This window comes from Pseudomonas sp. PAMC25584, assembly GCF_058135675.1.
In genome coordinates this window covers 3,478,924-3,499,474 of the sequence record NZ_CM176870.1, presented here as the reverse complement: position 1 = coordinate 3,499,474, position 20,551 = coordinate 3,478,924, and the positions used below count along the sequence as shown (strand labels likewise).

Below are 20,551 nucleotides of genomic sequence, written 5' to 3'. Positions count from 1 at the left end.
CTATTACGTGACGTCCGGGTCCTGCATCACTTTGAGGGTAGAGGACTCCGGATCAAATTCATCTTCTTCCAGCTCTAAGAACTCTTCCGGCAGGAAAATGTTCAGCAGGATTGCACAGAACGCGCCCACGGTGATCGGCGACTCGAAGATGTTGTGCAGCGCTTTGGGCAGGTCGCGCAACACTTCCGGCACGGCGGCGACTCCCAGGCCCATGCCCAGGGAGATTGCCACGATCAGCATGTTGCGTCGGTGCAGGCCGGCTTCGGCGAGGATCTTGATCCCGGCCACGGCGACGGTGCCGAACATGATCAGGGTCGCGCCGCCCAATACCGGCTTGGGCATCAGTTGCAGCACTGCGCCGATCATCGGGAACAGCCCCAGCAGCACCAGCAGGCCGGCAATGAAGTACGCCACATAGCGGCTGGCCACGCCGGTCAGTTGGATCACACCGTTGTTCTGGGCAAACGTCACCATCGGCAGGCTGTTGAAGGTGGCGGCCATCACCGAGTTGAGGCCGTCGGCCAGCAGGCCGGACTTGATGCGCTTGATGTACAGCGGGCCCTTGACCGGTTGTTGGGAAATCATCGAATTGGCCGTCAGGTCACCGGCGGCTTCCAGGGGCGAAATCAGGAAGATCACCGCCACCGGGATAAACGCCACCCAGTCGAATGAGAACCCATACTTGAACGGCACCGGCACGCTGATCAACGGCACGTGGGGCAATGCCGCCATATCCACGCGGCCCAGCCACCAGGCCACGACGAAACCCAGGGTCAGGCCGATCACGATCGAACCCAGGCGCAGGAACGGGTTGCTGAAGCGGTTAAGTACCACAATGGTCAGCAGCACCAGCGCGGCCAGGCCCATATTGCTGGCGGCGCCAAGGTCGTTGGAGCCAAAGCCGCCGGCCATGTCGGTGACTGCCACCTTGATCAGCGACAACCCCATCAGGGTAATGATGGTGCCGGTCACCACTGGGGTGATCAGCTTGCGCAATTTGCCGATGAACTGGCTGAAGACTACTTCGATAAACGCCGCAAAAAAGCAGATGCCGAAGATCGTCGAGAGAATCTCATCGGTGCCGCCACCCCGGGCCTTGACCATGAACCCGGCACTGAGAATCACGCTGATAAACGAAAAACTGGTGCCTTGCAGGCACAACAGGCCCGAGCCGATCGGGCCGAACGTGCGCGCCTGCACGAAGGTGCCGAGCCCGGACACGAACAATGCCATGCTCACCAGGTACGGCACTTCGCTTTCCAGACCCAGCACGCCGCCGACAATCAGGGTAGGGGTGATGATGCCGACGAAACTCGCCAACACATGCTGCAAGGCAGCAAACATCGCCGCAGTGAAATGCGGGCGGTCTTCCAGTCCATAGATCAGATCGGATTTATAGCGCGGGCGCGGGGCTTGAGCGTCAGACAAAGTGCGGGCTCGGGTCAGAAAATGGAGGCGCAGGATGCCAGAAACCGGTGATCGTCAGAAGTGTAAAAAAATATTTATGGAAGCCCTGCTCAAACCGCTGGCCCTGCCGATATCGTCTATAGGCCCACCCAACAATGACAACAAGTGGTGACCAAGGTCAGAGCCGCGTGTTGACGCCAGCTGATCATTCCGCTGCACGGATGCGCGCAGACACTCCTTCTTGAGAATACCTCTATGTCTCTTCGTCATCTGAATATTGCTCCTCGAGCTTCTCTCGGCTTCGCATTCATTGCGTTGCTGGTGGTTGTATTGGGCGTGTTTGCAGTCAATCGCATGACGCTGATCCGTCAGGCGTCGGTGGACATGAGCACCAACCAACTGCCCAGCGTGACCTACTTGGGCACTCTCACGGAAAACGTGCTGCGTATGCGTATCTTGTCGTTTCGCGTATTGGTTAACCGCGAACCGGCCGCTTTGCAAGAGGCGCAAACGCGCATCGCTGCACTGATCGACAAGGTCAGAGCCGCACAGGCCGGTTACGCGGCGTTACCCTCCGTGCCTGAGGAAGCGGCCTTGTACAAGACGTTTGTCGGCACCTTGGACAATTACCTGACGGCCCAGGCCGAGATGCTGGCCCTGTCCAAGCAAGACAAGGTCGATGAGATGCGTACCTTGATCAACACGCGGATCAAGGACGGCACCGATCAGATGGGCGAGCAGTTGAACAAGCTGATCGCCATCAACTCCGCCGGCGCCAAGCAAGCCAACGTCCAGGCAGGCCAGAGCTACGACAGCGCGATCACCGGCATCCTCGTCGTTGCGGTGGCCGCCGCCTTGCTCACGGTGCTGTTGGCCTGGTTGCTGACCCGCAGCATCGTCACGCCGCTGCGCAAAGCTGTGGAAGTGGCGGAAACCATTGCCAGCGGCAACCTGAGCAAAGTCATTGAAGATGATGGCAAGGATGAACCGGCGCGGCTGATCAGCGCGTTGTCGACCATGCAAACCAACCTGCGCCAGACCATCCAGCACATCGCCGGTTCGGCCACGCAATTGGCCTCGGCGGCGGAAGAGTTGAGCGCAGTCACCGAAGAAGCCTCCAAAGGCCTGCAGCAACAAAATAATGAAATCGACCAGGCAGCCACTGCCGTCAATGAGATGACCGCCGCCGTGGAAGAGGTGGCGCGTAACGCGGTGTCCACCTCCGAAGCCTCCACACAGTCCAACCAAGCGGCCCGGGAAGGCCGTGACCGCGTGGTCGAGACCGTCGGCGCGATCCAGACCATGACCCAAGATGTGCAAAACACCTCGCTGCTGATCGAAGGCCTGGCCACCCAGGGTCGGGACATCGGCAAGGTGCTCGACGTGATCCGGGCGATTGCCGAGCAGACCAACTTGCTGGCGCTCAACGCTGCGATCGAAGCCGCCCGAGCCGGTGAAGCCGGGCGCGGCTTCGCGGTGGTGGCGGACGAGGTGCGGGCGTTGGCCCATCGCACCGCGCAGTCGACCCAGGAAATCGAGAAAATGGTCGCCGGTATCCAGAACGGCACCGGTGAAGCCGTGCAATCGATGCAACAGAGCAACCAGCGGACCCATAACACCCTGGAACTGGCCCGTGCGGCTGGCGTGGCACTGGAGCAGATCACCCAGTCGATCAGCCTGATCAACGAGCGCAACCTGGTGATCGCCAGCGCGTCGGAGGAGCAGGCCCAGGTGTCGCGTGAAGTGGACCGCAATCTGGTCAACATCCGCGACCTGGCGACCCAGTCGGCGGCCGGCGCCAACCAGACCAGCGCGGCCAGCCATGAGCTGTCGCGCCTGGCGGTGGATTTGAATGCGATGGTGGCCAGGTTCGTTATCTGACCAACTTTGCAATGCAATCCAAATGTGGGAGGGGCGGTGCGACGATTCGACTTGCTCCCGATGGCGCTGGATCAGTCAGTAGATGAGTTGACTGACCCACCGCCATCGGGAGCAAGTCGAATCGTCGCACCGCCCCTCCCACATTTGCGCTATGTTGTGTCAGAAGCTATTGCGCCCAGGCGCCTGGATTCACCAGGTTTTTCGGCTTCTGACCCGCTAGCGCCGCCAACAGATTATCCACCGCGCATTCGGCCATCGCTTCGCGCGTTTCATGGGTCGCCGAGCCGATATGCGGCGTTGCCACCACATTGTTCAACCGCAGCAACGGCGAATCGTGGGGCAGCGGTTCGCGCTCGAACACATCCAGCCCCGCCGCGCGAATCGTGTGTTGCTGCAAGGCTTCGACCAGCGCGGCTTCATCCACCACTTTGCCGCGTGAGATATTGATAAAGATCGTCTGCGGCCCCATCAGCGCGAATTCTTCAGCGCCGATCAACTTCTCGGTTTCGGCGGTGAGCGGCAGTGTCAGGCAGACGAAGTCTGCTTGTTGCAGCAAGTCTTTCAGGCTGCGGTACTGCGCGCCGAACCGCTTTTCCACCTGCGGCTTGGGCGAGTGGCTGTGGTAGAGCACCGGCATGCCAAAACCAAAATGCCCGCGCTGGGCCAGCGCTTCACCAATACGGCCCATGCCGATGATGCCCAGGGTCTTGCCATGCACATCGCTGCCGAAATGCGCCGGGCCGATGTTCTTGTTCCACTGGCCGGCACGTACCATATCGGCCAGTTCGACCACCCGGCGCGCGGTGGCGAGGATCAGCGCGAAGCCGGTGTCGGCGGTGGTTTCGGTCAGCACATCGGGTGTGTTGCTGAGCAGGATGCCGCGCTGGGTCAAGTACTCGACGTCGTAGTTGTCGACGCCGACGGACACGCTGGCCACCGCCTCCAACTGCGGTGCCAGGTCCAGCAGGGTGGCGTCCAGGCGCAGGCTCGCGCCGAGCAAACCGTGGGCGCCGGGGAGGGCGTCGCGCAGCTTGGCCAGGCCGGGCGCATCAAGCGCGTCGATCAGCGTGACCTCGGCGTGTGCATGCAGGCGAGCCATCAGCGGCGCGGAGAGTTTTTTGTACAACACGACAGACTTTTTCATCCGGTCTTCACCTTTAATTCGAGGGTATGCAACGGCGCGCGCTCACGGTCGCTGGCGCCGGGTTTGAGGAACATCGTCAGCACCACCGAGAACATCAACGCGCCGCTCATCAGCAGGTAAGAGGCGCCAGGTGAACCGGTGCTGCTATTGAGGTAACCCACCAGGTACGAGCCGCCGAACGAGCCGAGCGCGCCCATGCTGTTGATCAATGCCATGGCGCCGCCGGCGACGTTGGCCGGCAGGATTTCCGGGACAATCGCGAAAAACGGCCCATAGGGCGCATACATACACGCCCCGGCAATCACCAGCAGCGTGTAGGACCACCAGAAGTGTTCGGCGCCGAGCACGTAGGACGCATAGAAAGCGATGGAGGCGATCAGCAACGGCGGCCACACAAACCGCTTGCGTTTTTGCAGTTTGTCCGAACCCCACGACACCACCAGCATGCCGATCACCGCCGCCAGGTACGGCAGCGCCGACAACCAGCCGGCCTCGACCATGTCCATCTGCAGCCCGGCCTTGAGGATCGACGGCAACCACAGCACAAACCCGTACACGCCGATGCTCCAGCAGAAGAACTGCAGCGCGAGGATGATGACCTTGGGCGAGCGAAACGCTTCGGCGTAGTTCTTCACCGCTTTGATCCCGACCTGTTCGGCGGCGAGGGCGGTTTCCAGAGCGCGCTTTTCGCTGTCGCTCAGCCACTTGGCATCCTTGGGCCGCTCATCGGCCAGACGCCACCAGATAAACGCCCACAGCACCGCTGGCAAGCCTTCGACGATGAACATCCAGCGCCAGCTGAAATGCTGCACCAGATAGCCAGACACCACCGACATCCACAGCATGGTCACCGGGTTGCCGAGGATCAGGAACGTGTTGGCCCGCGAGCGTTCGGCACGGGTGAACCAGTGGCACAGGTACACCAGCATCGCCGGCATCACCGCGGCTTCGACCACGCCGAGCATGAAGCGAATGGCGATCAGCATGTAAGCGTTGGACACCACGCCCGTCAGGGTGGCCAGGCCGCCCCAGAGGATCAGGCTGACGAAAATCAACTTCTTCACGCTGCGTTTTTGTGCGTAGATCGCCCCCGGCACTTGGAAGAAGAAGTAGCCGAGGAAAAACAGGGCGCCGAGCAGGGACGACATGCCCGGTGTGATCATCAGGTCTTCAGCCATCCCGCTGGCGGCGGCGAAACCGTAGTTGGCGCGGTCCAGGTACGCCAGGCTGTAGGTGATAAAGACGATGGGCATGATGTACCACCAACGGCGGGTGGCGAGTTTCAAGGTATCCATGGGGTTGCTCCTGAGCTTGTTGTAGTTGTGGCAACAGGGAGTGGGTCAAGCAACGGATCGGGTCGGTAACTCCGCACGCGTGGGTAAGCCTTCCATATCGCCGCGGCTCTGCACGGCACGGCTGCCGATCCAGTTGCCGCGTTGTACCGCCTCACGGAAGCTGAGGTTCTCCAGCAGCGCGCTGATCATGCCGACAGCAAAGCCATCACCGGCGCCTACGGTGTCGACCACCTTGTCCACGCGCACGGCGGCGACAAAACCCTGGTCCATTTGGGTGCGGTAATAAGCGCCTTCCGGGCCGAGCTTGATGGCCACGGCTTCGGCGCCCTGGTCCAGGTAAAACGCGGCGATATCCGCCGGGTCGTCGAAACCGGTGAGCAGTCGACCTTCGCTCAAGCCTGGCAAGACCCAATCGGCTAGGCCTGCGAGGGCGTTGATCTCGCGGATCATCTGCGGCTGGCTGGCCCACAGCGCCGGGCGCAGGTTTGGATCGAACGACACGCTGCGCCCTGCCTTGCGCATTTGCGTCATCAGCTCGCAGGACAACTCACGCGTGGCCTCGGACAAGGCCGGCGGAATGCCGGTGGCGTGCAGGTGACGGGCGCCCAGCAGCGCCGGGCTGATGGCCGCGGTGGATAAGTGGCTGGCCGCCGAGCCCTTGCGGAAGTACTCGACCTGGGGATCAGCGCCGGTTTCTTCGCGGGACTTGAGCTGAAAACCAGTGGGATGCAGCGGGTCGACCGCCACGTGCCGGCAATCCAGCCCTTGTTGTTTGAGTGTGTCGAGCACAAAGCGGCCCAGGGAATCGTTGCCCACCCGGCTCAGCCAGGCGACGTTGAAGCCCAGGCGCGACAGGCCAATGGCGACATTGCTGTCGGCCCCGGCGATGCGTTTGTGGAAGTGGCCAACCTGGGCCAGGTCGCCGGTCTGTTCGGCGACAAACATCGCCATGGTTTCACCAAACGACAGGATATCGATCTCAGACATGGGCGCTCTCCGCACGGGGCTGGCCAAGCAGGGCGAGGGCGGCGACCTGCTGGGCGGTGACGTCGACCAGGTCATCGCCTTGCAACGGGAATTCCACCGCCCGGGTAATACCTTGAGTCATGTGGCCCAGCAGTTGTTCCCACAAATGCAGGTCGGTGGCGCCGGGCGGCAGTGCCACCAGCTTGCCATCTGGGCGACGGGCCACGGCCTTGCAATGCAGGTAGTCGACATGTCGGCCGAGCAGGCGGGCGGCGGTGAGGGCGGACTGGTCCTGCCAGTGCCAGTTGCCGATGTCGAAGGTCATCTTGACCGGCAGGCCAAGGCGCTCGACTTCGCTGAAGAAGCGCTGCAGCGGTTCGATGTGGCCGCCGTGCAGGGTCTGGTCGTTTTCCACCAGCAACTTGACCGGGTGGCGGTTGAGCAGGGCGTGCAGGCTGTGCAGGTCATTGGTGTCGGTGAAGTAACCGAGGGAGACTTTCAGCCAGCGCGCACCAAAAGCCTGGGCGCGGTCAAGGGTGGCGGCGAGCTCGGCATTCGGCTGGGCGCGGCCGGCGACCCACAGCTCCAACGGGGATGAGAACACGCACTCCAGGCCCTGTTCGGCAGCCGCTTGGGCCAGTTGTGCGGGTTGCTCAATGGTCAGCAGTTCCTCGCGCCACTCGATGCGCCGGGCACCGGCAGCCGCCAGCAGCGCGACAAAACTCAATTGGCCCTGCTGGCGCACGAGGTCGGCGCCGTAGCTGGAAAGGCTGATGGAGACGGGGTATTCATGCATTGTTGTGTCCCTCTGAAACCGGTTTCATTTTTTTCTGAAAAAAACACTTTCCTGTAGGAGCGAGCTTGCTCGCGAAAAACCTGAGAGCGCCGCGTTAAACCAGGATCGCTGCGTTATCGTTGGCGTTTTTCGCGAGCAAGCTCGCTCCTACAAGGGGTTGTGGAGCCTCGGATGATCAGTTCGGGCAGGAAGTCCAGGGTGCGCGTCGGCGCCCTGTCACCGCGCAGCCGCTTGAGCAGACAGTCGAAGGCGCTGGCGCCAATCGCCTGGGTCGGCTGGGCGAGGGCGGTGATGCCGTTGCCCACCAGCGGGTACCAGTCCAGGTCATCCAGGGCGATCAGGCCAACGTCCTTGAACAGGTTGCAGCCCAAGGCCTTGAGCGCGCGGGTGCAGGCCAGGGCGGCGATGCCGTTGGCGCAGAACAACGCTTTAGGTCCGGGTTTGGCGAGAAAGGTGCGCAGGCGGTTTTCCAGTGCGTCATCCAGTTCCAGCACCGCGCCGCTCAACGCCGGGCGGCGGGCAATTTCGGCCATGAAACTGTCAAGGCGCTCCAAGCGCGAGCTGGTGCCGTCGGTGGCCTCGCTGACCAGCAACACATCGCGGTAGCCCTGTTGCTCAAGGTGTTCCACCGCCATGCGCACCGCGGCCGGGTTATCCAACCCCACCAGGTCGCTGTGCAGCGGCGCGACCTTGCGGTCCACCAGCACCAGAGGCATTTCCCGTTGCAGCTCCAGCAATTGCTCAAGGTGATGGCCGAGGGTGTTCACGATCAGCCCTTCGATGTTGTACGAGCGCAGCGCCGCCAGATGCTGGCGCTCCTGCTCGTCATCGCGGTCGGTGTTGCACACCACCAGGCTGTAGCCGTGCTGGCGGCAGGCGGTTTCGACGCCGTGCATCACGGCAATGGAATAGGGGTTGCGGATATCGGCCACCAGCATGCCGATCAGACGCGTGCGGCCGCGTTTCAAACCACGGGCCATCTGGTTGGGGCGGTAGCCGAGTTGATCGATGGCCTGCTCGATGCGCAGGGCGATGGCGTCGGAGAGCAGGGCGCGGTCGTCGCCGATAAAGCGCGACACGCTGGCTTTGGACACGCCGGCGCGCTGGGCGACGTCAAGCATGGTCACGCGGCTGCGCTGGGCGGCAGAGAAACTGTTCACGGTCATCGACCTTCTATTTTTATTGGAATGACTGAAACCGGTTTCAGGAAACCACTAAAGTACGAAAGTCGTCAAGAAGTTGTAGGACAAAGCCAGATGATCGGTTGTTTACCCTTGGACAGCGATGTAGCACCGACGCAGTAATGGGCGTCCAGATGGTTTGTGCCGCGTCAACTGAACAGTCCCGCCGCAATATTGATCGAGAAGCCGAGGATCGCTGTGTTGAACAGAAACCCGATCAGCGATTGCCCCAGCACTACCTTGCGCATGGTACGGGTGGCAACGCCTACGTCTGCGGTTTGCACGGCAACGCCGATGGTGAAGGAAAAATACAAAAAGTCCCAATAGTTGGGGGTCAACAGCCCTTCGGCAAAGCGCAGCGCCGGCTCTTTGCCTGCCCAGGTGTAATAAAGCCGGGCGTAGTGAACGCTGAAGATCACCCCGATCAACAACCATGAACCGATGATCGTCAGGCCGGTAAAGCCATAGTGCAATAGGCGTTCGGATGAGCTCAGGTCCTTGCTGCCGACCAGTTCGAGGGTGATCGTGGCCAGGCTGGCGATGGCCGCAATGCACACCGTGAACAGCACCAGGCCGGCGTTTTCATCCTCGATCTCGGCGATGCGTTTGACGTCCTCAGCCTTGGCGCGGATGGTCAGCCACAGCATCAGGACCAAGTAGGTCCAGACCCCGGCGTTCCAGCCGATCAGGACTTTGCTCGCAAGTGTATCGGCGGGTACCAGGATGCCAACGGCAAGGCCCAGGACGGCGGCGCAAGAGAGGCGAGGGTGGGTGCGGGCGAGGAAGGGCATGGGTGCTCACAACAAGGGCGGTGGTGAGCACCATAGCGCATTTTTGCGCGGGTTATGGACGCTTGCGCACCCGCTTTATGACGACCACAAAGAACACCGGCACAAACAGCACCGCCAGCGTTGCGGTGATCATCCCGCCGATCACGCCCGTACCAATCGCTTGCTGGCTCGCCGAACTGGCACCGGTGGCAATCGCCAAGGGCACCACGCCGAGGATGAACGCCAGCGAGGTCATGATGATCGGCCGCAAGCGCAGCCGGGCGGCCTTCACGGTGGCGTCGAGCAAGTCTTCGCCCTGGTCGTACAGGTCCTTGGCGAACTCGATGATCAGGATCGCGTTCTTCGCCGACAGGCCGATGATGGTGATCAGCCCGACCTTGAAGAACACATCATTAGGCATGCCGCGCAAGGTCACGGCCAACACCGCGCCGAGCACGCCCAACGGCACCACCAGCAGCACCGACGTCGGGATCGACCAGCTTTCATACAGGGCGGCCAGGCACAGGAACACGATCAACAGCGACAGGCCCAGCAGCAACGGTGCCTGGGCACCGGACAGGCGTTCCTGCAACGACAGGCCGGTCCATTCCTGGCCCAGGCCCGCCGGCAGTTGGCTGACCAGGCTCTGGATTTCTTCCATTGCCTCGCCCGTGCTGTGCCCCGGTGCCGCTTCACCGGAAATGGCGATGGCCGGGTAGCCGTTGTAACGGGTCAACTGCGAAGGACCCTGGGTCCACTTGGCTTCCACGAATGCGGACAACGGCACCATCTTGCCGGCGTTGTTGCGCACGTTGATCTTCATCAGGTCTGCGACCTGGCTGCGTTGATCGCCCTCGGCTTGCACCACCACGCGCTGCATGCGGCCCTGGTTGGGGAAATCGTTGATGTAGGCCGAACCGATGGCCGACGACAGCACATTGCCCACGTCGGCGAAGGACACGCCCAGCGCGTTGGCCTGCTTGCGGTCGACCTGCAGTTGCACTTGCGGTGCTTCAGCCAGGGCGCTTTCCCGCACGTTGGCCAGGATCGGGCTTTTTTCGGCGGCCGCCAGCAGTTCGCTGCGCGCCGCCATCAATGCCGCATGGCCGACGCCGCCACGGTCCTGCAAACGGAACTCGAAACCGCTGCTGGTGCCGAGGCCGTCCACCGGCGGAGGCAGGATCGCATAGGCAATCGCGTCCTTCAGTTCGGTGAACGCGATGTTGGCACGGTCGGCAATCGCGGCGGCCGAATCCTCGCTGCTGCGTTGCGACCAGTCCTTGAGCGTGGTGAACGCCAGCGCCGCGTTCTGCCCGGAGCCGGAGAAGCTGAAGCCCATGATCATCGTGGTGTCGCCGACCCCAGGCTCCTCGGCGTTGTGCGCTTCGATCTGCTCGGCCACCTGCACCGTGCGGTTCTTGCTCGCGCCCGGCGGCAGTTGGATATCGGTGATGGTGTAACCCTGGTCTTCCACCGGCAGGAACGAGGAGGGCAGGCGACTGAACATCAACCCCAGGCCGATCAGCAGCACCAGGTAGATCACCAGGTAACGGCCGCTGCGCTTGAGGGCATACGCCACCCAGCCTTCGTAGCGATCGGTGAAGCGTTCAAAACGCCGATTGAACCCGCCGAAGAACCCGCCCTTGGCGTGGTGGTCATCCTTGGCGATCGGCTTGAGCAGGGTCGCGCACAGTGCCGGGGTCAAGGTCAGGGCAAGGAACGCCGAGAACAGGATCGAGGTGGCCATCGACAGTGAAAACTGCTGGTAGATCACCCCCACCGAGCCCGGCATGAACGCCATCGGCAGAAACACCGCGACCAGCACCAACGTAATGCCGACGATGGCCCCGGTGATCTGGCCCATGGCCTTGCGTGTGGCTTCTTTGGGCGACAGGCCCTCAGTGACCATGATCCGCTCGACGTTCTCCACCACCACGATCGCATCGTCCACCAGGATACCGATGGCCAGCACCATGCCGAACATGGTCAGCACGTTGATCGAGAACCCCAGCAACAGCATGGTGGCGAAGGTGCCCATCAACGCAATCGGCACCACCAGGGTCGGGATCAGCGTGTAGCGCACGTTCTGCAGGAACAGGAACATCACCGCGAACACCAGCGCCATGGCCTCGAGCAAGGTGTAGACCACCTTGGTGATCGAGACTTTGACGAACGGCGAGGTGTCATACGGGATCTTGTACTCGACATTGGCCGGGAAGTAGCGCGACAGCTCATCCATCTTCGCCCGCACCAGGTTCGCGGTGTTCAGCGCGTTGGCGCCCGGCGCCAACTGGACGCTGACGGCGGTGGACGGCTTGCCGTTCAGGCGCGTGGAAAACTGGTATTCCTGGCTGCCGATTTCCACCCGCGCCACATCGCCGATGCGCACGGTGGAGCCGTCGGGGTTGGCCTTGAGCACGATGTCGGCAAATTCCGCCGGGGTCGACAACTGGCCCTTAACCAGGATCGCCGCGGTGATTTCCTGGGTCTTGGTACCCGGCAAATCGCCGATGCTACCGGCCGACACCTGGGCGTTCTGCGCGCTGATCGCGGCATTCACGTCGGCCGGGGTCAGGTTGAAACCGATCAGCTTCTGCGGGTCGATCCAGACGCGCATGGCCCGCTCGGCGCCATACAGCTGGGCCTTGCCCACCCCGTCGAGGCGCTTGAGCTCGTTCATCACGTTGCGCGCCAGGTAGTCGCTGAGCGCTACGTCATCGAGCTTGCCGTCGCTGGAGGTCAGGGTCACCAGCAGCAGGAAACCGGCGGAGACTTTCTCCACCTGCAAACCCTGCTGGGTCACCGCCTGGGGCAAGCGCGGTTCCACGGCCTTGAGGCGGTTCTGCACGTCGACCTGGGCCATTTCCGGGTTCGTGCCCGGCTGGAAGGTCGCGGTGATGGTGGCCGAGCCGAGGCTGCTCTGGGATTCGAAATACAGCAGGTGATCGGCGCCGTTGAGCTCCTGCTCGATCAGGCTGACCACGCTTTCATCCAGGGTCTGCGCCGAGGCGCCGGGGTACACCGCGTAGATTTCGACTTTCGGCGGCGCGACGTTGGGGTACTGCGCCACTGGCAACTGCGGGATCGCGAGGGCGCCGGCCAGCAGGATAAACAGGGCGACCACCCAGGCGAAGATCGGGCGGTCAATAAAGAACTGCGGCATTGTCAATGATCCTTATTGGCCGGAAGCCTGGGCGGGCGGCGTCGGGCTGTCATCCACCAGGACTTTTTCACCGGGACGTGCGTGTTGCACGCCCTCGACGACGATACGGTCACCGGCCTTGAGGCCGCTGCTGACGACCCAGCGATCATCGATCACCGCGCCCAGTTCTACCGGCTGCAGGCTCACCACCTGTTCGGCGTCCAACAACAGCACCATCGGGATGCCGGCGCTGTCACGGGTGATCGCGCGTTGCGGCACGCTGATACCTTGTTTGTCGACCGCCTGTTCCAGGCGCACGCGCACAAAACTGCCAGGCAGCAGGTCGAGGTCCGGGTTGGGGAACTCGCTGCGCAGGATGATTTGCCCGGTGCCGGGGTCGACGCTGATCTCGGCGAAGAGCAATTTGCCCGGCAGCGGATACAGGCTGCCGTCGTCCTGGATCAGCGTGGCCTTGGCCTGGTCCTGGCCGACCTGCTTCAAGCTGCCGGCGCGGAAGGCGCGGCGCAGGTCGTTCAGTTCACGGGTGGACTGGGTCAGGTCGGCGTGGATCGGGTCCAGTTGCTGGATGATCGCCAGCGGCGTGGCCTCGTTCTGGCCGACCAGTGCACCTTCGGTCACCAGTGCACGCCCGATGCGCCCGGAAATCGGCGCGGTGACGGTGGCGTAGCCCAGGTTCAGCCTGGCCCGTTCGACGGCGGCCTTGTTCGCGGCGACCTCGGCGTTGGTCTGACGCAGGGCGGCGCGGGCGTTGTCGTAGTCCTGACCGCTGATGGCGTTGCCTTCGACCAGTTGGCTGTAGCGCTGTTCTTGCAGACGCGCCTGGAACGCATTGGCCTCGGCCTTGCTCAGGTTGGCCAGGGCGCTGTCCAGATCGGCCTTGAACGGCGCCGGGTCAATGCGAAACAGCACGTCGCCCTGTTTCACGTCACGGCCTTCCTTGAACACCCGCTGCATCACCACGCCGGCGACCCGCGCCCGCACTTCGGCAATGCGCGGCGCGGCGATGCGCCCGCTGAGTTCGCTGCTGATGGACAGAGGTTTGGCCGCAAGGGTTTCGATGCGCACGTTGGCCAGGGGCATTTCCGGCGCCTCGGCGGACGACTGGTCGCACGCACTCAGGGCAAGTGTCAGGGCCAGCAGGCAAAACGGCGCAAACAGATTCTTCGACATGCTCTTATCCCAATATTGACTGGCGCATCCTAATGGCACCTGCGCCGTGGTGCTGTGAAGCTGTGTAGGTCGTCTGTGAAGAAATGTAAGGCGCGGCCCATGTTCGGCTGCGGGCGTATATCCTTGCACGACCTTGCAAACGCTGAAGATCAAATGTGGTAGGGGCTTGCTCCCACCCACAGGGGATTTGTGTAAGACCCATAACCGCATTATTTGGAAACACCATGCCCAACATCCTCCTGGTCGAAGACGACGCCGCACTCTCCGAGCTGATTGCCAGCTACCTGGAGCGCAATGGCTATCACGTCAGCGTGCTCAGCCGGGGCGACCATGTCCGCGAACGCGCGCGCCTCAACCCGCCGGACCTGGTGATCCTCGACCTGATGCTGCCCGGCCTCGACGGTCTGCAAGTGTGCCGCTTGCTGCGTGCCGACTCGGCGGGCCTGCCGATCCTGATGCTGACTGCCCGCGACGACAGCCACGACCAGGTGCTGGGCCTGGAAATGGGCGCCGACGATTACGTCACCAAACCCTGCGAGCCCCGCGTGCTGCTGGCCCGGGTACGCACGCTGTTGCGCCGCAGCAGCTTGTCCGAACCCCAGGTGGCCAACGACCAGGTCGTCATCGGCAACCTGTGCATCGACCTGTCGGAACGCACCGTGACCTGGCGCGAGCAGGCGGTGGAGTTGTCCAGCGGCGAATACAACCTGCTGGTGGTGCTCGCGCGGCATGCCGGTGAAGTGCTCAGCCGCGACCAGATCCTGCAACGCCTGCGCGGGATCGAGTTCAACGGCACCGACCGCTCGGTGGACGTGGCCATCTCCAAGTTGCGCCGCAAGTTCGACGACCACGCCGGCGAGGCGCGCAAGATCAAGACGGTGTGGGGCAAAGGCTATTTGTTCAGCCGATCCGAGTGGGAATGCTGAACCATGTTTCGTGTGCTGCTGCGTCTCTATCTGATCACGATCGTCACCTACAGTGCGGCGATCTACCTGATTCCCACGCTGGTGATCCAGGTGTTCGAGCACCGCTATGTGGACTACAACATCGAACAGTCCCGGGGCCTGCAGACACTCATCGTCAAGCAATACCAGCGGGCGCCGGTGGAGCGCTGGTCGCAGGTCACCGAGCAACTGGGTCGCGACTTCGCGCCGCTCAAGGTTGAACTGCTGCTGCACCAGGACGCCCGTTACACCCCCGAAGAAGAGCAACTGCTGGCGCAGGGCAAACCGGTTATCCGCCTGGGCGACTGGGGGTGGATGGCCGAGGTCAGTGCACCGATCAACCCGCAGTTCGCGGTCAAGCTGACGATCCCGCCGGACCCTCTGGACATGAACCTGCTGTACTGGTCGATGAACGTACTGATCGGTGCCGCGCTGCTGGCCTGCCTGCTGGTATGGCTGCGCCCGCACTGGCGCGACCTGGAGCGCCTGAAAAGCACCGCCACGCAGTTGGGCAAGGGTAATTTTTGCGAACGCACGCGCATTCCGCCGAGTTCCAATATTGGCAGCCTGGCGACGGTGTTCGACACCATGGCCGACGACATCGAACACCTATTGAACCAGCAGCGTGACTTGCTCAACGCGGTCTCCCACGAACTGCGCACTCCGCTGACGCGCCTGGATTTCGGCCTGGCCCTGGCGCTGTCCGAAGACCTGCCCCAGGCCAGCCGCGAACGCCTGCAAAGCCTGGTGGCGCATATCCGTGAGCTGGATGAGCTGGTGCTGGAACTGCTCTCCTACAGCCGCCTGCAAAACCCTTCGCAACTGCCGGAGCGGGTCGAGGTGGTGCTCGATGAGTTTATCGACAGCGTGCTGGGCAGCGTCGATGACGAGCTGGAGAACCCCGAGATTGTCATCGACGTGGTGCTCGACTGCAGCGTCGAGCGCTTCAGCCTCGACCCGCGCCTGACCGCCCGCGCCCTGCAAAACTTGCTGCGCAATGCCACGCGCTACTGCGACAAACGCATCCAGGTGGGGGTCAAAGTGTGCCCCAAGGGCTGTGAAATCTGCGTGGACGATGATGGCATCGGCATTCCGCTGGACCAGCGCGAACGCATCTTCGAGCCGTTCTATCGCCTGGACCGCAGTCGCGACCGCGCCACCGGCGGGTTTGGCCTGGGCTTGGCGATTAGCCGGCGCGCCCTCGAAGCCCAGGGCGGCACCTTGACCGCGCAGGCTTCACCGCTCGGCGGCGCGCGGTTTCGTGTGTGGTTGCCCAGTGTGACTGATTAGAAAAACCGGGTGGGAAGGCGCACACTGTGCCCCCGCTTTACCCGAGGAGAGATTGGCAATGTCCGGTGTTCACACGTCTGCGCAACAGGGCTTTTCGACCCAGGCCGTCACTTACGCCCAGGGCCGACCGAACTATCCACGGCAACTCACGGGCTGGCTGGCTGACGTACTGCGCATCGACGCGCAGTCGACGGTGATCGATCTGGGCGCCGGCACCGGCAAATTCACGCGCCTGCTGAACGCCCTGGCGCCGAGCCTGATTGCCATCGAGCCCGTGCAGGCGATGGCTGCGCAGTTGGCCAAGCTGTTGCCGGATGTACGCCTGGTCAACGGCACCGCCGAATCCATTCCCCTGGCGTCCGCCTGCGCCGATGCGCTGGTCTGCGCCCAGTCCTTTCACTGGTTCTCCACCCAGGCCGCGCTCGCGGAAATCCACCGCGTGCTCAAGCCCGACGGGCGTCTGGGGCTGGTGTGGAATGTGCGCGATGAATCGGTGGACTGGGTGGCGGCGATCACCGCGATCATCACGCCTTACGAGGGCGATACACCGCGCTTTCACAGCGGTAAATGGCGCGAGGCGTTCACCGGTGAGTATTTTTCCGCCCCCGAAATGACTTGTTTTCCCTACAACCATGTCGGCAGTCCGCAGGAAGTGATCATGGATCGCGTCCTCTCCGTCAGCTTTATCGCGGCATTGCCCGCCGCTGAAAATGCCGAGGTCACCGCGCAATTACGCAACCTGATCGCCACTCACCCGGCGCTGAAAGGCCACGATACAGTGGCCTTTCCCTATCAGACCCAGGCCTACGTTTGCCACCGACTGACGTAAAAGGCATAAAGTCAGATCATATTGATATAAGTGGTTATAAGAAAAATCGCTATCCTGCGGCCAGAATTTTAGAAGGCCGCGGGTAGCTGTGATGGATGTGGGTAACGTTGGTTTCGTAGTTGCAGGCCTGATCGTTGGTTTTATCGTCGGCATGACCGGTGTCGGCGGGGGCTCATTGATGACCCCGATCCTGCTGTGGTTCGGCATTAACCCGGCCACTGCGGTGGGCACCGACTTGTTGTACGCCGCGATCACCAAGTCCGGTGGGGTGCTGGTACATAGCAAGAACAAGAACATCGACTGGACGATCACCGGCTGGCTCACCCTGGGCAGTGTGCCCGCCGTGCTGCTGACCCTGTGGTTCCTCGCCAGCCTGCACACCGACCCCAGCGCAATGAACGCCGTGATCAAACAGGCCTTAGGTGTGGTGCTGCTGCTCACCGCCCTGGCCATTCTGTTCAAGCATCGCCTGTTGGCCTTCGCCCAGCGCCATGCTGGCGACGATTACCACATGCACCCGCGTAACTTGAACGCGCTGACGGTGGTCACGGGGGCGGTCCTCGGCGCCATGGTGGCACTGACCTCGATCGGCGCCGGAGCCCTCGGCACCGTCGCATTATTTATCCTTTACCCATTCCTCGCCACGCGGCGCCTGGTCGGCACCGAGATCGCCCACGCCGTGCCCCTGACTCTGGTGGCGGGCCTGGGTCACGCCGGCATGGGCAATATGGATTGGCACCTGCTGGGCTTTTTGCTGATGGGGTCGCTGCCGGGGATCTACATCGGCAGCCACATGGCCGGCAAAGTCCCGGACGGCGTGCTGCGTCCGTGCCTGGCGATCATGCTGATGACCATCGGCTATAAGCTGGCTTTCTAAGGTACGCGGTCGCGTATTGCCGCTGCTGCGCGAACTGCAAGCCAAGGCCTCGATCATGCCGGTGGCTTGAACAGCACCACCGCCGCGCGCAATTTGTTGTTGCCGAACCGGCACATGCGCTCGAACTCCGCGTGGCTGACCGGCAGGTGCTGGCAGTCCAGGGGCTGGCGGTGCTGGCTGTGGTCCACATCCGGGTCGTGCAGGTAGACGAAGTCGTCGTCGCAGTCGGTGACCATCACCCAATGCGGCGACTTGGAGCGGGTCAGGCGATAGCTACTGATCAGCACCAGCGGCTGCCCGCCGTCGCGCAGTACCCTGGGCAGATCCAGCGCGCCGCCGAGTACTTGTTCGACCGTGCTGCCGGCCAGCTCTTCCTCGAAGGCGTCATGCACTAAACGCATGACGTCCTTTTTATGCTGATCGCGCACGCCGTCGAGAAACAACGGCCCGCGCACATTCACCTGCATCCGCACGCGAAAGCCCCGACGCCAGGCGGCCAGTGCCAGCCCTTGGGGGCTGCAACCGCCATGGCCGGCGGTCATGAACACGGTGGTCGCTTCACGCCAGATCTGCAGTTCTTCGCGGCGTGCGGCGACGCGTTCCGGCAGCAACGCGCCCATGGCCATCAGCAGGCAGGCGGCGCCACAGGTGAAGTCGGTGGTTTGCTGGTAATACGGCACATTCTGCACACGTGCGTCCTGGTGCTGGACGATGCGTTTTTCCAGGCGCAGGGCGGGGGCGTGGTCTTCGTAGTAATCGTTGATCAACGCAAAGCGCCGGTAGCCGTTGCGCTCATACAGGGCGAGGGCGCCGGGGTTGTCGGTGCGTACTTCCAGGCGCAGGTACGCACAGTCGTGCTCCACCGCGCAGGCCTCGATGCGGCTCAGCAACTGCTTGCCCAGGCCCAGGCCGCGCGCAGGCTCGGCGATGGCGATGGAGTACAGCCGCGCCAGGGAGGTGCCGCGATGAAACAACGCCAGCGCATACCCGAGCAATTGCCCGTCCTGTTCGGCCACCAGCAACTCGGCGTGGGCGCGGCTGATCATCCATTGAAAACTGCGTGGCGACAGCCTGTCGGTGGTGAAACAGTGCTGTTCCAGTGCCACCAATGCCGGCACATCGCAGGGGGTTGCAACGCGAAAGAAAAGAGCCATATGACCGCCGTAAAAGTTACGTAACGAAACGGGACTTCTCTAAAAGATCGTGCTTAATAGAAAAGGTCGAGTTCTCTAAAGCGGATCAAATATTATGTCTGCGGTACAAAGTCATTGGCGTGAAGTATCCGAGCAAAGCGTCGCGGCGACAATAACTTCCAAAGGTTATTTTTCTGCTCCGCCCAGAGGGTCAAGTCAAGTAGTGATTATTGTCGAACGCAAGGAAGACTGGGCCTCCTACTTCCCCAGCGAAGACATCGTCACTGCCCAGGAGTACCTCGAACAAACCCGCGAAAGCGAGACCGGCAAGCGCGTGCAGGTGATCAACCTGTGCCGCAGCTACAAGTACCTGGGGCACGGTTACTACTGTTCGCTGCTGGCCGAAGCTCGCGGGCACAAGGTGATTCCATCGGTGCGCACCATCAGTGAGCTGACTAAGAAATCACTGTATGGTCTGGCCCTGGACGACCTCGATAAAACCCTCGATAAAGCCTTGAGTCATCATCTTTACAGCAATACCGAAGGCTTTATGCTGACGCTTTACTTTGGCCGAACCAATATTGATCCGTTGCAGGAGTTGGCGCGCCAATTATTTGAAGCGTTCCCGTGTCCGATCTTGTTAGTTGAATTCAAGAAGAATAACGGCTGGCATATCGAAGGGGTCAAGTCCGGCGTATTACACAAACTACGTGATGACCAGGAAGATCAATTCGCCCACGCCCTCGACAACTTCAGCCGCAAGATCTGGCGTCAGCCGCGCTCGCGCCGATTGGCCCGCTATGACCTGGCGATCCTTCACGACCCCCAGGAGCAACTGCCGCCCTCCAACGCCAAGGCCCTGGAAAACTTCGTCCGGGTCGGTAAAGGTTTGGGCATCGATGTGGAACTGATCGAGCGCAAGGACTACGCACGTTTGGCCGAATACGACGCCTTGTTGATCCGCGAGACCACCAGCGTCGACAACCATACCTACCGCTTCGCCAAAAAAGCCGAAAGCGAGGGCCTGGTGGTGATGGACGACCCTGCATCGATCCTGCGCTGTACCAACAAGGTCTACCTCACCGACCTGCTCAACAGCCATCAACTGGGCATGCCGGCCACCGAGATTCTCTACAAGGAGCGACCGGAAGACTTCGAACGGGTCGGCGAGCGCCTCGGCTTTCCCTTGGTGCTGAAAATCCCCGACGGCTGTTTCTCCCGCGGGGTGATCAAGGTCGAAAGCCAGGAGGCCTTGCTCAAGGCCACCGCTGAACTGTTCGAGCATTCGGTGCTGCTGCTGGCCCAGGAGTTTTTCTACACCGAGTACGACTGGCGCATCGGCGTACTCAACCGCAAGCCGATCTTTGCCTGCCAATACTTCATGTCCAAGGGCCATTGGCAGATCTACAACCACAAGGCCATCGGCCAGGACATCAACGGCGAATGCCGCACCCTGGCGGTCCACGAAGCCCCCAAGGCCGTGGTGGAGTTGGCCGTGAAGACCGCCAACCTGATTGGCGACGGCCTCTACGGCGTGGACCTCAAGCAATCGGGCGACAAGGTGGTGGTGATCGAGGTCAACGACAACCCCAACCTGGATGCCGGTATTGAAGATGCCTACTTGCAGGACGACTTGTATGGCCTGGTGCTGGAGGAGTTCGTCCGACGCCTGGAGTTGAAGCGTCAGGGTCAGGTCTGGTGAGTC

At 62.2% G+C, this 20,551-nt stretch carries 16 protein-coding genes; 6 read left to right on the top strand and 10 right to left on the bottom strand.

From position 1 onward, the window contains the following. Positions 1 to 3: 3 nt before the first annotated feature. Positions 4 to 1,428, bottom strand: a complete 1,425-nt coding sequence (locus tag ACS5Q8_RS15910) for a nucleobase:cation symporter-2 family protein (protein ID WP_276193275.1) — start codon at positions 1,426 to 1,428, stop codon at positions 4 to 6. 234 nt (positions 1,429 to 1,662) lie between these two features. Here ACS5Q8_RS15910 and ACS5Q8_RS15905 point away from each other — a divergent pair, with 234 nt between their 5' ends. After that, on the top strand, positions 1,663 to 3,288 hold the full coding sequence (locus ACS5Q8_RS15905; protein WP_443694397.1) for a methyl-accepting chemotaxis protein: 1,626 nt from the start codon (positions 1,663 to 1,665) through the stop codon (positions 3,286 to 3,288). Between the two features lie 166 nt (positions 3,289 to 3,454). Here ACS5Q8_RS15905 and ACS5Q8_RS15900 read toward each other — a convergent pair whose 3' ends face one another. The 8 genes from ACS5Q8_RS15900 to ACS5Q8_RS15865 all read right to left on the bottom strand — a co-directional run bounded on the left by ACS5Q8_RS15900 (position 3,455) and on the right by ACS5Q8_RS15865 (position 13,773). Beyond that, positions 3,455 to 4,432, bottom strand: a complete 978-nt coding sequence (locus ACS5Q8_RS15900) for a 2-hydroxyacid dehydrogenase (RefSeq protein WP_426102545.1) — start codon at positions 4,430 to 4,432, stop codon at positions 3,455 to 3,457. Next, positions 4,429 to 5,727, bottom strand: a complete 1,299-nt coding sequence (locus tag ACS5Q8_RS15895; protein WP_276193272.1) for an MFS transporter — start codon at positions 5,725 to 5,727, stop codon at positions 4,429 to 4,431. Before ACS5Q8_RS15895 ends, ACS5Q8_RS15900 begins: the two co-directional genes overlap by 4 nt. Before the next feature lie 45 nt (positions 5,728 to 5,772). Then, the gene (locus ACS5Q8_RS15890) at positions 5,773 to 6,714 is read right to left on the bottom strand and encodes a sugar kinase (RefSeq protein WP_426102543.1); all 942 of its coding nucleotides are present in this window, start codon (positions 6,712 to 6,714) and stop codon (positions 5,773 to 5,775) included. Beyond that, a complete protein-coding gene (locus ACS5Q8_RS15885; RefSeq protein ID WP_426102541.1) occupies positions 6,707 to 7,489 on the bottom strand; it encodes a sugar phosphate isomerase/epimerase family protein in 783 nt (260 codons plus the stop codon). The genes ACS5Q8_RS15890 and ACS5Q8_RS15885 overlap by 8 nt, the downstream gene beginning before the upstream one ends. Before the next feature lie 113 nt (positions 7,490 to 7,602). Further along, complete coding sequence (locus ACS5Q8_RS15880; RefSeq protein ID WP_276193269.1) at positions 7,603 to 8,655, bottom strand: LacI family DNA-binding transcriptional regulator; 1,053 nt, start codon at positions 8,653 to 8,655, stop codon at positions 7,603 to 7,605. A 164-nt stretch (positions 8,656 to 8,819) separates the two neighbouring features. Continuing rightward, positions 8,820 to 9,461, bottom strand: a complete 642-nt coding sequence (locus ACS5Q8_RS15875) for a DUF1345 domain-containing protein (RefSeq protein ID WP_276193268.1) — start codon at positions 9,459 to 9,461, stop codon at positions 8,820 to 8,822. 52 nt (positions 9,462 to 9,513) lie between these two features. Then, positions 9,514 to 12,603 carry a multidrug efflux RND transporter permease subunit gene (locus ACS5Q8_RS15870; protein WP_465159130.1) on the bottom strand — a complete coding sequence of 1,030 codons (3,090 nt, stop codon included), beginning with the start codon at positions 12,601 to 12,603 and terminating at the stop codon, positions 9,514 to 9,516. 12 nt (positions 12,604 to 12,615) lie between these two features. After that, entirely contained in the window at positions 12,616 to 13,773 is a 1,158-nt protein-coding gene (locus ACS5Q8_RS15865) for an efflux RND transporter periplasmic adaptor subunit (RefSeq protein ID WP_276193266.1), read from the bottom strand. A 224-nt stretch (positions 13,774 to 13,997) separates the two neighbouring features. Between ACS5Q8_RS15865 and ACS5Q8_RS15860 the strand changes: the two genes are divergently transcribed. The 4 genes from ACS5Q8_RS15860 to ACS5Q8_RS15845 all read left to right on the top strand — a co-directional run bounded on the left by ACS5Q8_RS15860 (position 13,998) and on the right by ACS5Q8_RS15845 (position 17,713). After that, positions 13,998 to 14,699 (top strand): response regulator, encoded by a 702-nt coding sequence (locus ACS5Q8_RS15860; protein WP_276193264.1) that lies wholly within the window; start codon positions 13,998 to 14,000, stop codon positions 14,697 to 14,699. A 3-nt stretch (positions 14,700 to 14,702) separates the two neighbouring features. Further along, positions 14,703 to 16,007 carry an ATP-binding protein gene (locus ACS5Q8_RS15855; protein WP_443694394.1) on the top strand — a complete coding sequence of 435 codons (1,305 nt, stop codon included), beginning with the start codon at positions 14,703 to 14,705 and terminating at the stop codon, positions 16,005 to 16,007. A 58-nt stretch (positions 16,008 to 16,065) separates the two neighbouring features. Beyond that, positions 16,066 to 16,836, top strand: coding sequence for a class I SAM-dependent methyltransferase (locus tag ACS5Q8_RS15850; protein ID WP_426102533.1), 771 nt, complete (start codon positions 16,066 to 16,068; stop codon positions 16,834 to 16,836). Positions 16,837 to 16,927: 91 nt separating this feature from the next. Next, positions 16,928 to 17,713: a sulfite exporter TauE/SafE family protein gene (locus ACS5Q8_RS15845; RefSeq protein WP_247408364.1), complete on the top strand. Its 786-nt coding sequence runs from the start codon at positions 16,928 to 16,930 to the stop codon at positions 17,711 to 17,713. Positions 17,714 to 17,766: 53 nt separating this feature from the next. Here ACS5Q8_RS15845 and ACS5Q8_RS15840 read toward each other — a convergent pair whose 3' ends face one another. Further along, positions 17,767 to 18,867: a peptidase C39 family protein gene (locus ACS5Q8_RS15840; protein WP_443694392.1), complete on the bottom strand. Its 1,101-nt coding sequence runs from the start codon at positions 18,865 to 18,867 to the stop codon at positions 17,767 to 17,769. Positions 18,868 to 18,961: 94 nt separating this feature from the next. Here ACS5Q8_RS15840 and ACS5Q8_RS15835 point away from each other — a divergent pair, with 94 nt between their 5' ends. Continuing rightward, positions 18,962 to 20,548 (top strand): RimK family ATP-grasp domain-containing protein, encoded by a 1,587-nt coding sequence (locus ACS5Q8_RS15835; protein WP_465159129.1) that lies wholly within the window; start codon positions 18,962 to 18,964, stop codon positions 20,546 to 20,548. Positions 20,549 to 20,551: the final 3 nt, after the last annotated feature.

What these genes read in the sequence shown, in the direction of transcription:
- ACS5Q8_RS15905 (WP_443694397.1), top strand. Translation starts at nt 1,663, where the DNA reads ATGTCTCTTCGTCATCTGAATATTGCTCCTCGAGCTTCTCTCGGCTTC.
- ACS5Q8_RS15900 (WP_426102545.1), bottom strand. Translation starts at nt 4,432, where the DNA reads ATGAAAAAGTCTGTCGTGTTGTACAAAAAACTCTCCGCGCCGCTGATG.
- ACS5Q8_RS15895 (WP_276193272.1), bottom strand. Translation starts at nt 5,727, where the DNA reads ATGGATACCTTGAAACTCGCCACCCGCCGTTGGTGGTACATCATGCCC.
- ACS5Q8_RS15890 (WP_426102543.1), bottom strand. Translation starts at nt 6,714, where the DNA reads ATGTCTGAGATCGATATCCTGTCGTTTGGTGAAACCATGGCGATGTTT.
- ACS5Q8_RS15885 (WP_426102541.1), bottom strand. Translation starts at nt 7,489, where the DNA reads ATGCATGAATACCCCGTCTCCATCAGCCTTTCCAGCTACGGCGCCGAC.
- ACS5Q8_RS15880 (WP_276193269.1), bottom strand. Translation starts at nt 8,655, where the DNA reads ATGACCGTGAACAGTTTCTCTGCCGCCCAGCGCAGCCGCGTGACCATG.
- ACS5Q8_RS15875 (WP_276193268.1), bottom strand. Translation starts at nt 9,461, where the DNA reads ATGCCCTTCCTCGCCCGCACCCACCCTCGCCTCTCTTGCGCCGCCGTC.
- ACS5Q8_RS15870 (WP_465159130.1), bottom strand. Translation starts at nt 12,603, where the DNA reads ATGCCGCAGTTCTTTATTGACCGCCCGATCTTCGCCTGGGTGGTCGCC.
- ACS5Q8_RS15865 (WP_276193266.1), bottom strand. Translation starts at nt 13,773, where the DNA reads ATGTCGAAGAATCTGTTTGCGCCGTTTTGCCTGCTGGCCCTGACACTT.
- ACS5Q8_RS15860 (WP_276193264.1), top strand. Translation starts at nt 13,998, where the DNA reads ATGCCCAACATCCTCCTGGTCGAAGACGACGCCGCACTCTCCGAGCTG.
- ACS5Q8_RS15855 (WP_443694394.1), top strand. Translation starts at nt 14,703, where the DNA reads ATGTTTCGTGTGCTGCTGCGTCTCTATCTGATCACGATCGTCACCTAC.
- ACS5Q8_RS15850 (WP_426102533.1), top strand. Translation starts at nt 16,066, where the DNA reads ATGTCCGGTGTTCACACGTCTGCGCAACAGGGCTTTTCGACCCAGGCC.
- ACS5Q8_RS15845 (WP_247408364.1), top strand. Translation starts at nt 16,928, where the DNA reads ATGGATGTGGGTAACGTTGGTTTCGTAGTTGCAGGCCTGATCGTTGGT.
- ACS5Q8_RS15840 (WP_443694392.1), bottom strand. Translation starts at nt 18,867, where the DNA reads ATGGCTCTTTTCTTTCGCGTTGCAACCCCCTGCGATGTGCCGGCATTG.
- ACS5Q8_RS15835 (WP_465159129.1), top strand. Translation starts at nt 18,962, where the DNA reads ATGTCTGCGGTACAAAGTCATTGGCGTGAAGTATCCGAGCAAAGCGTC.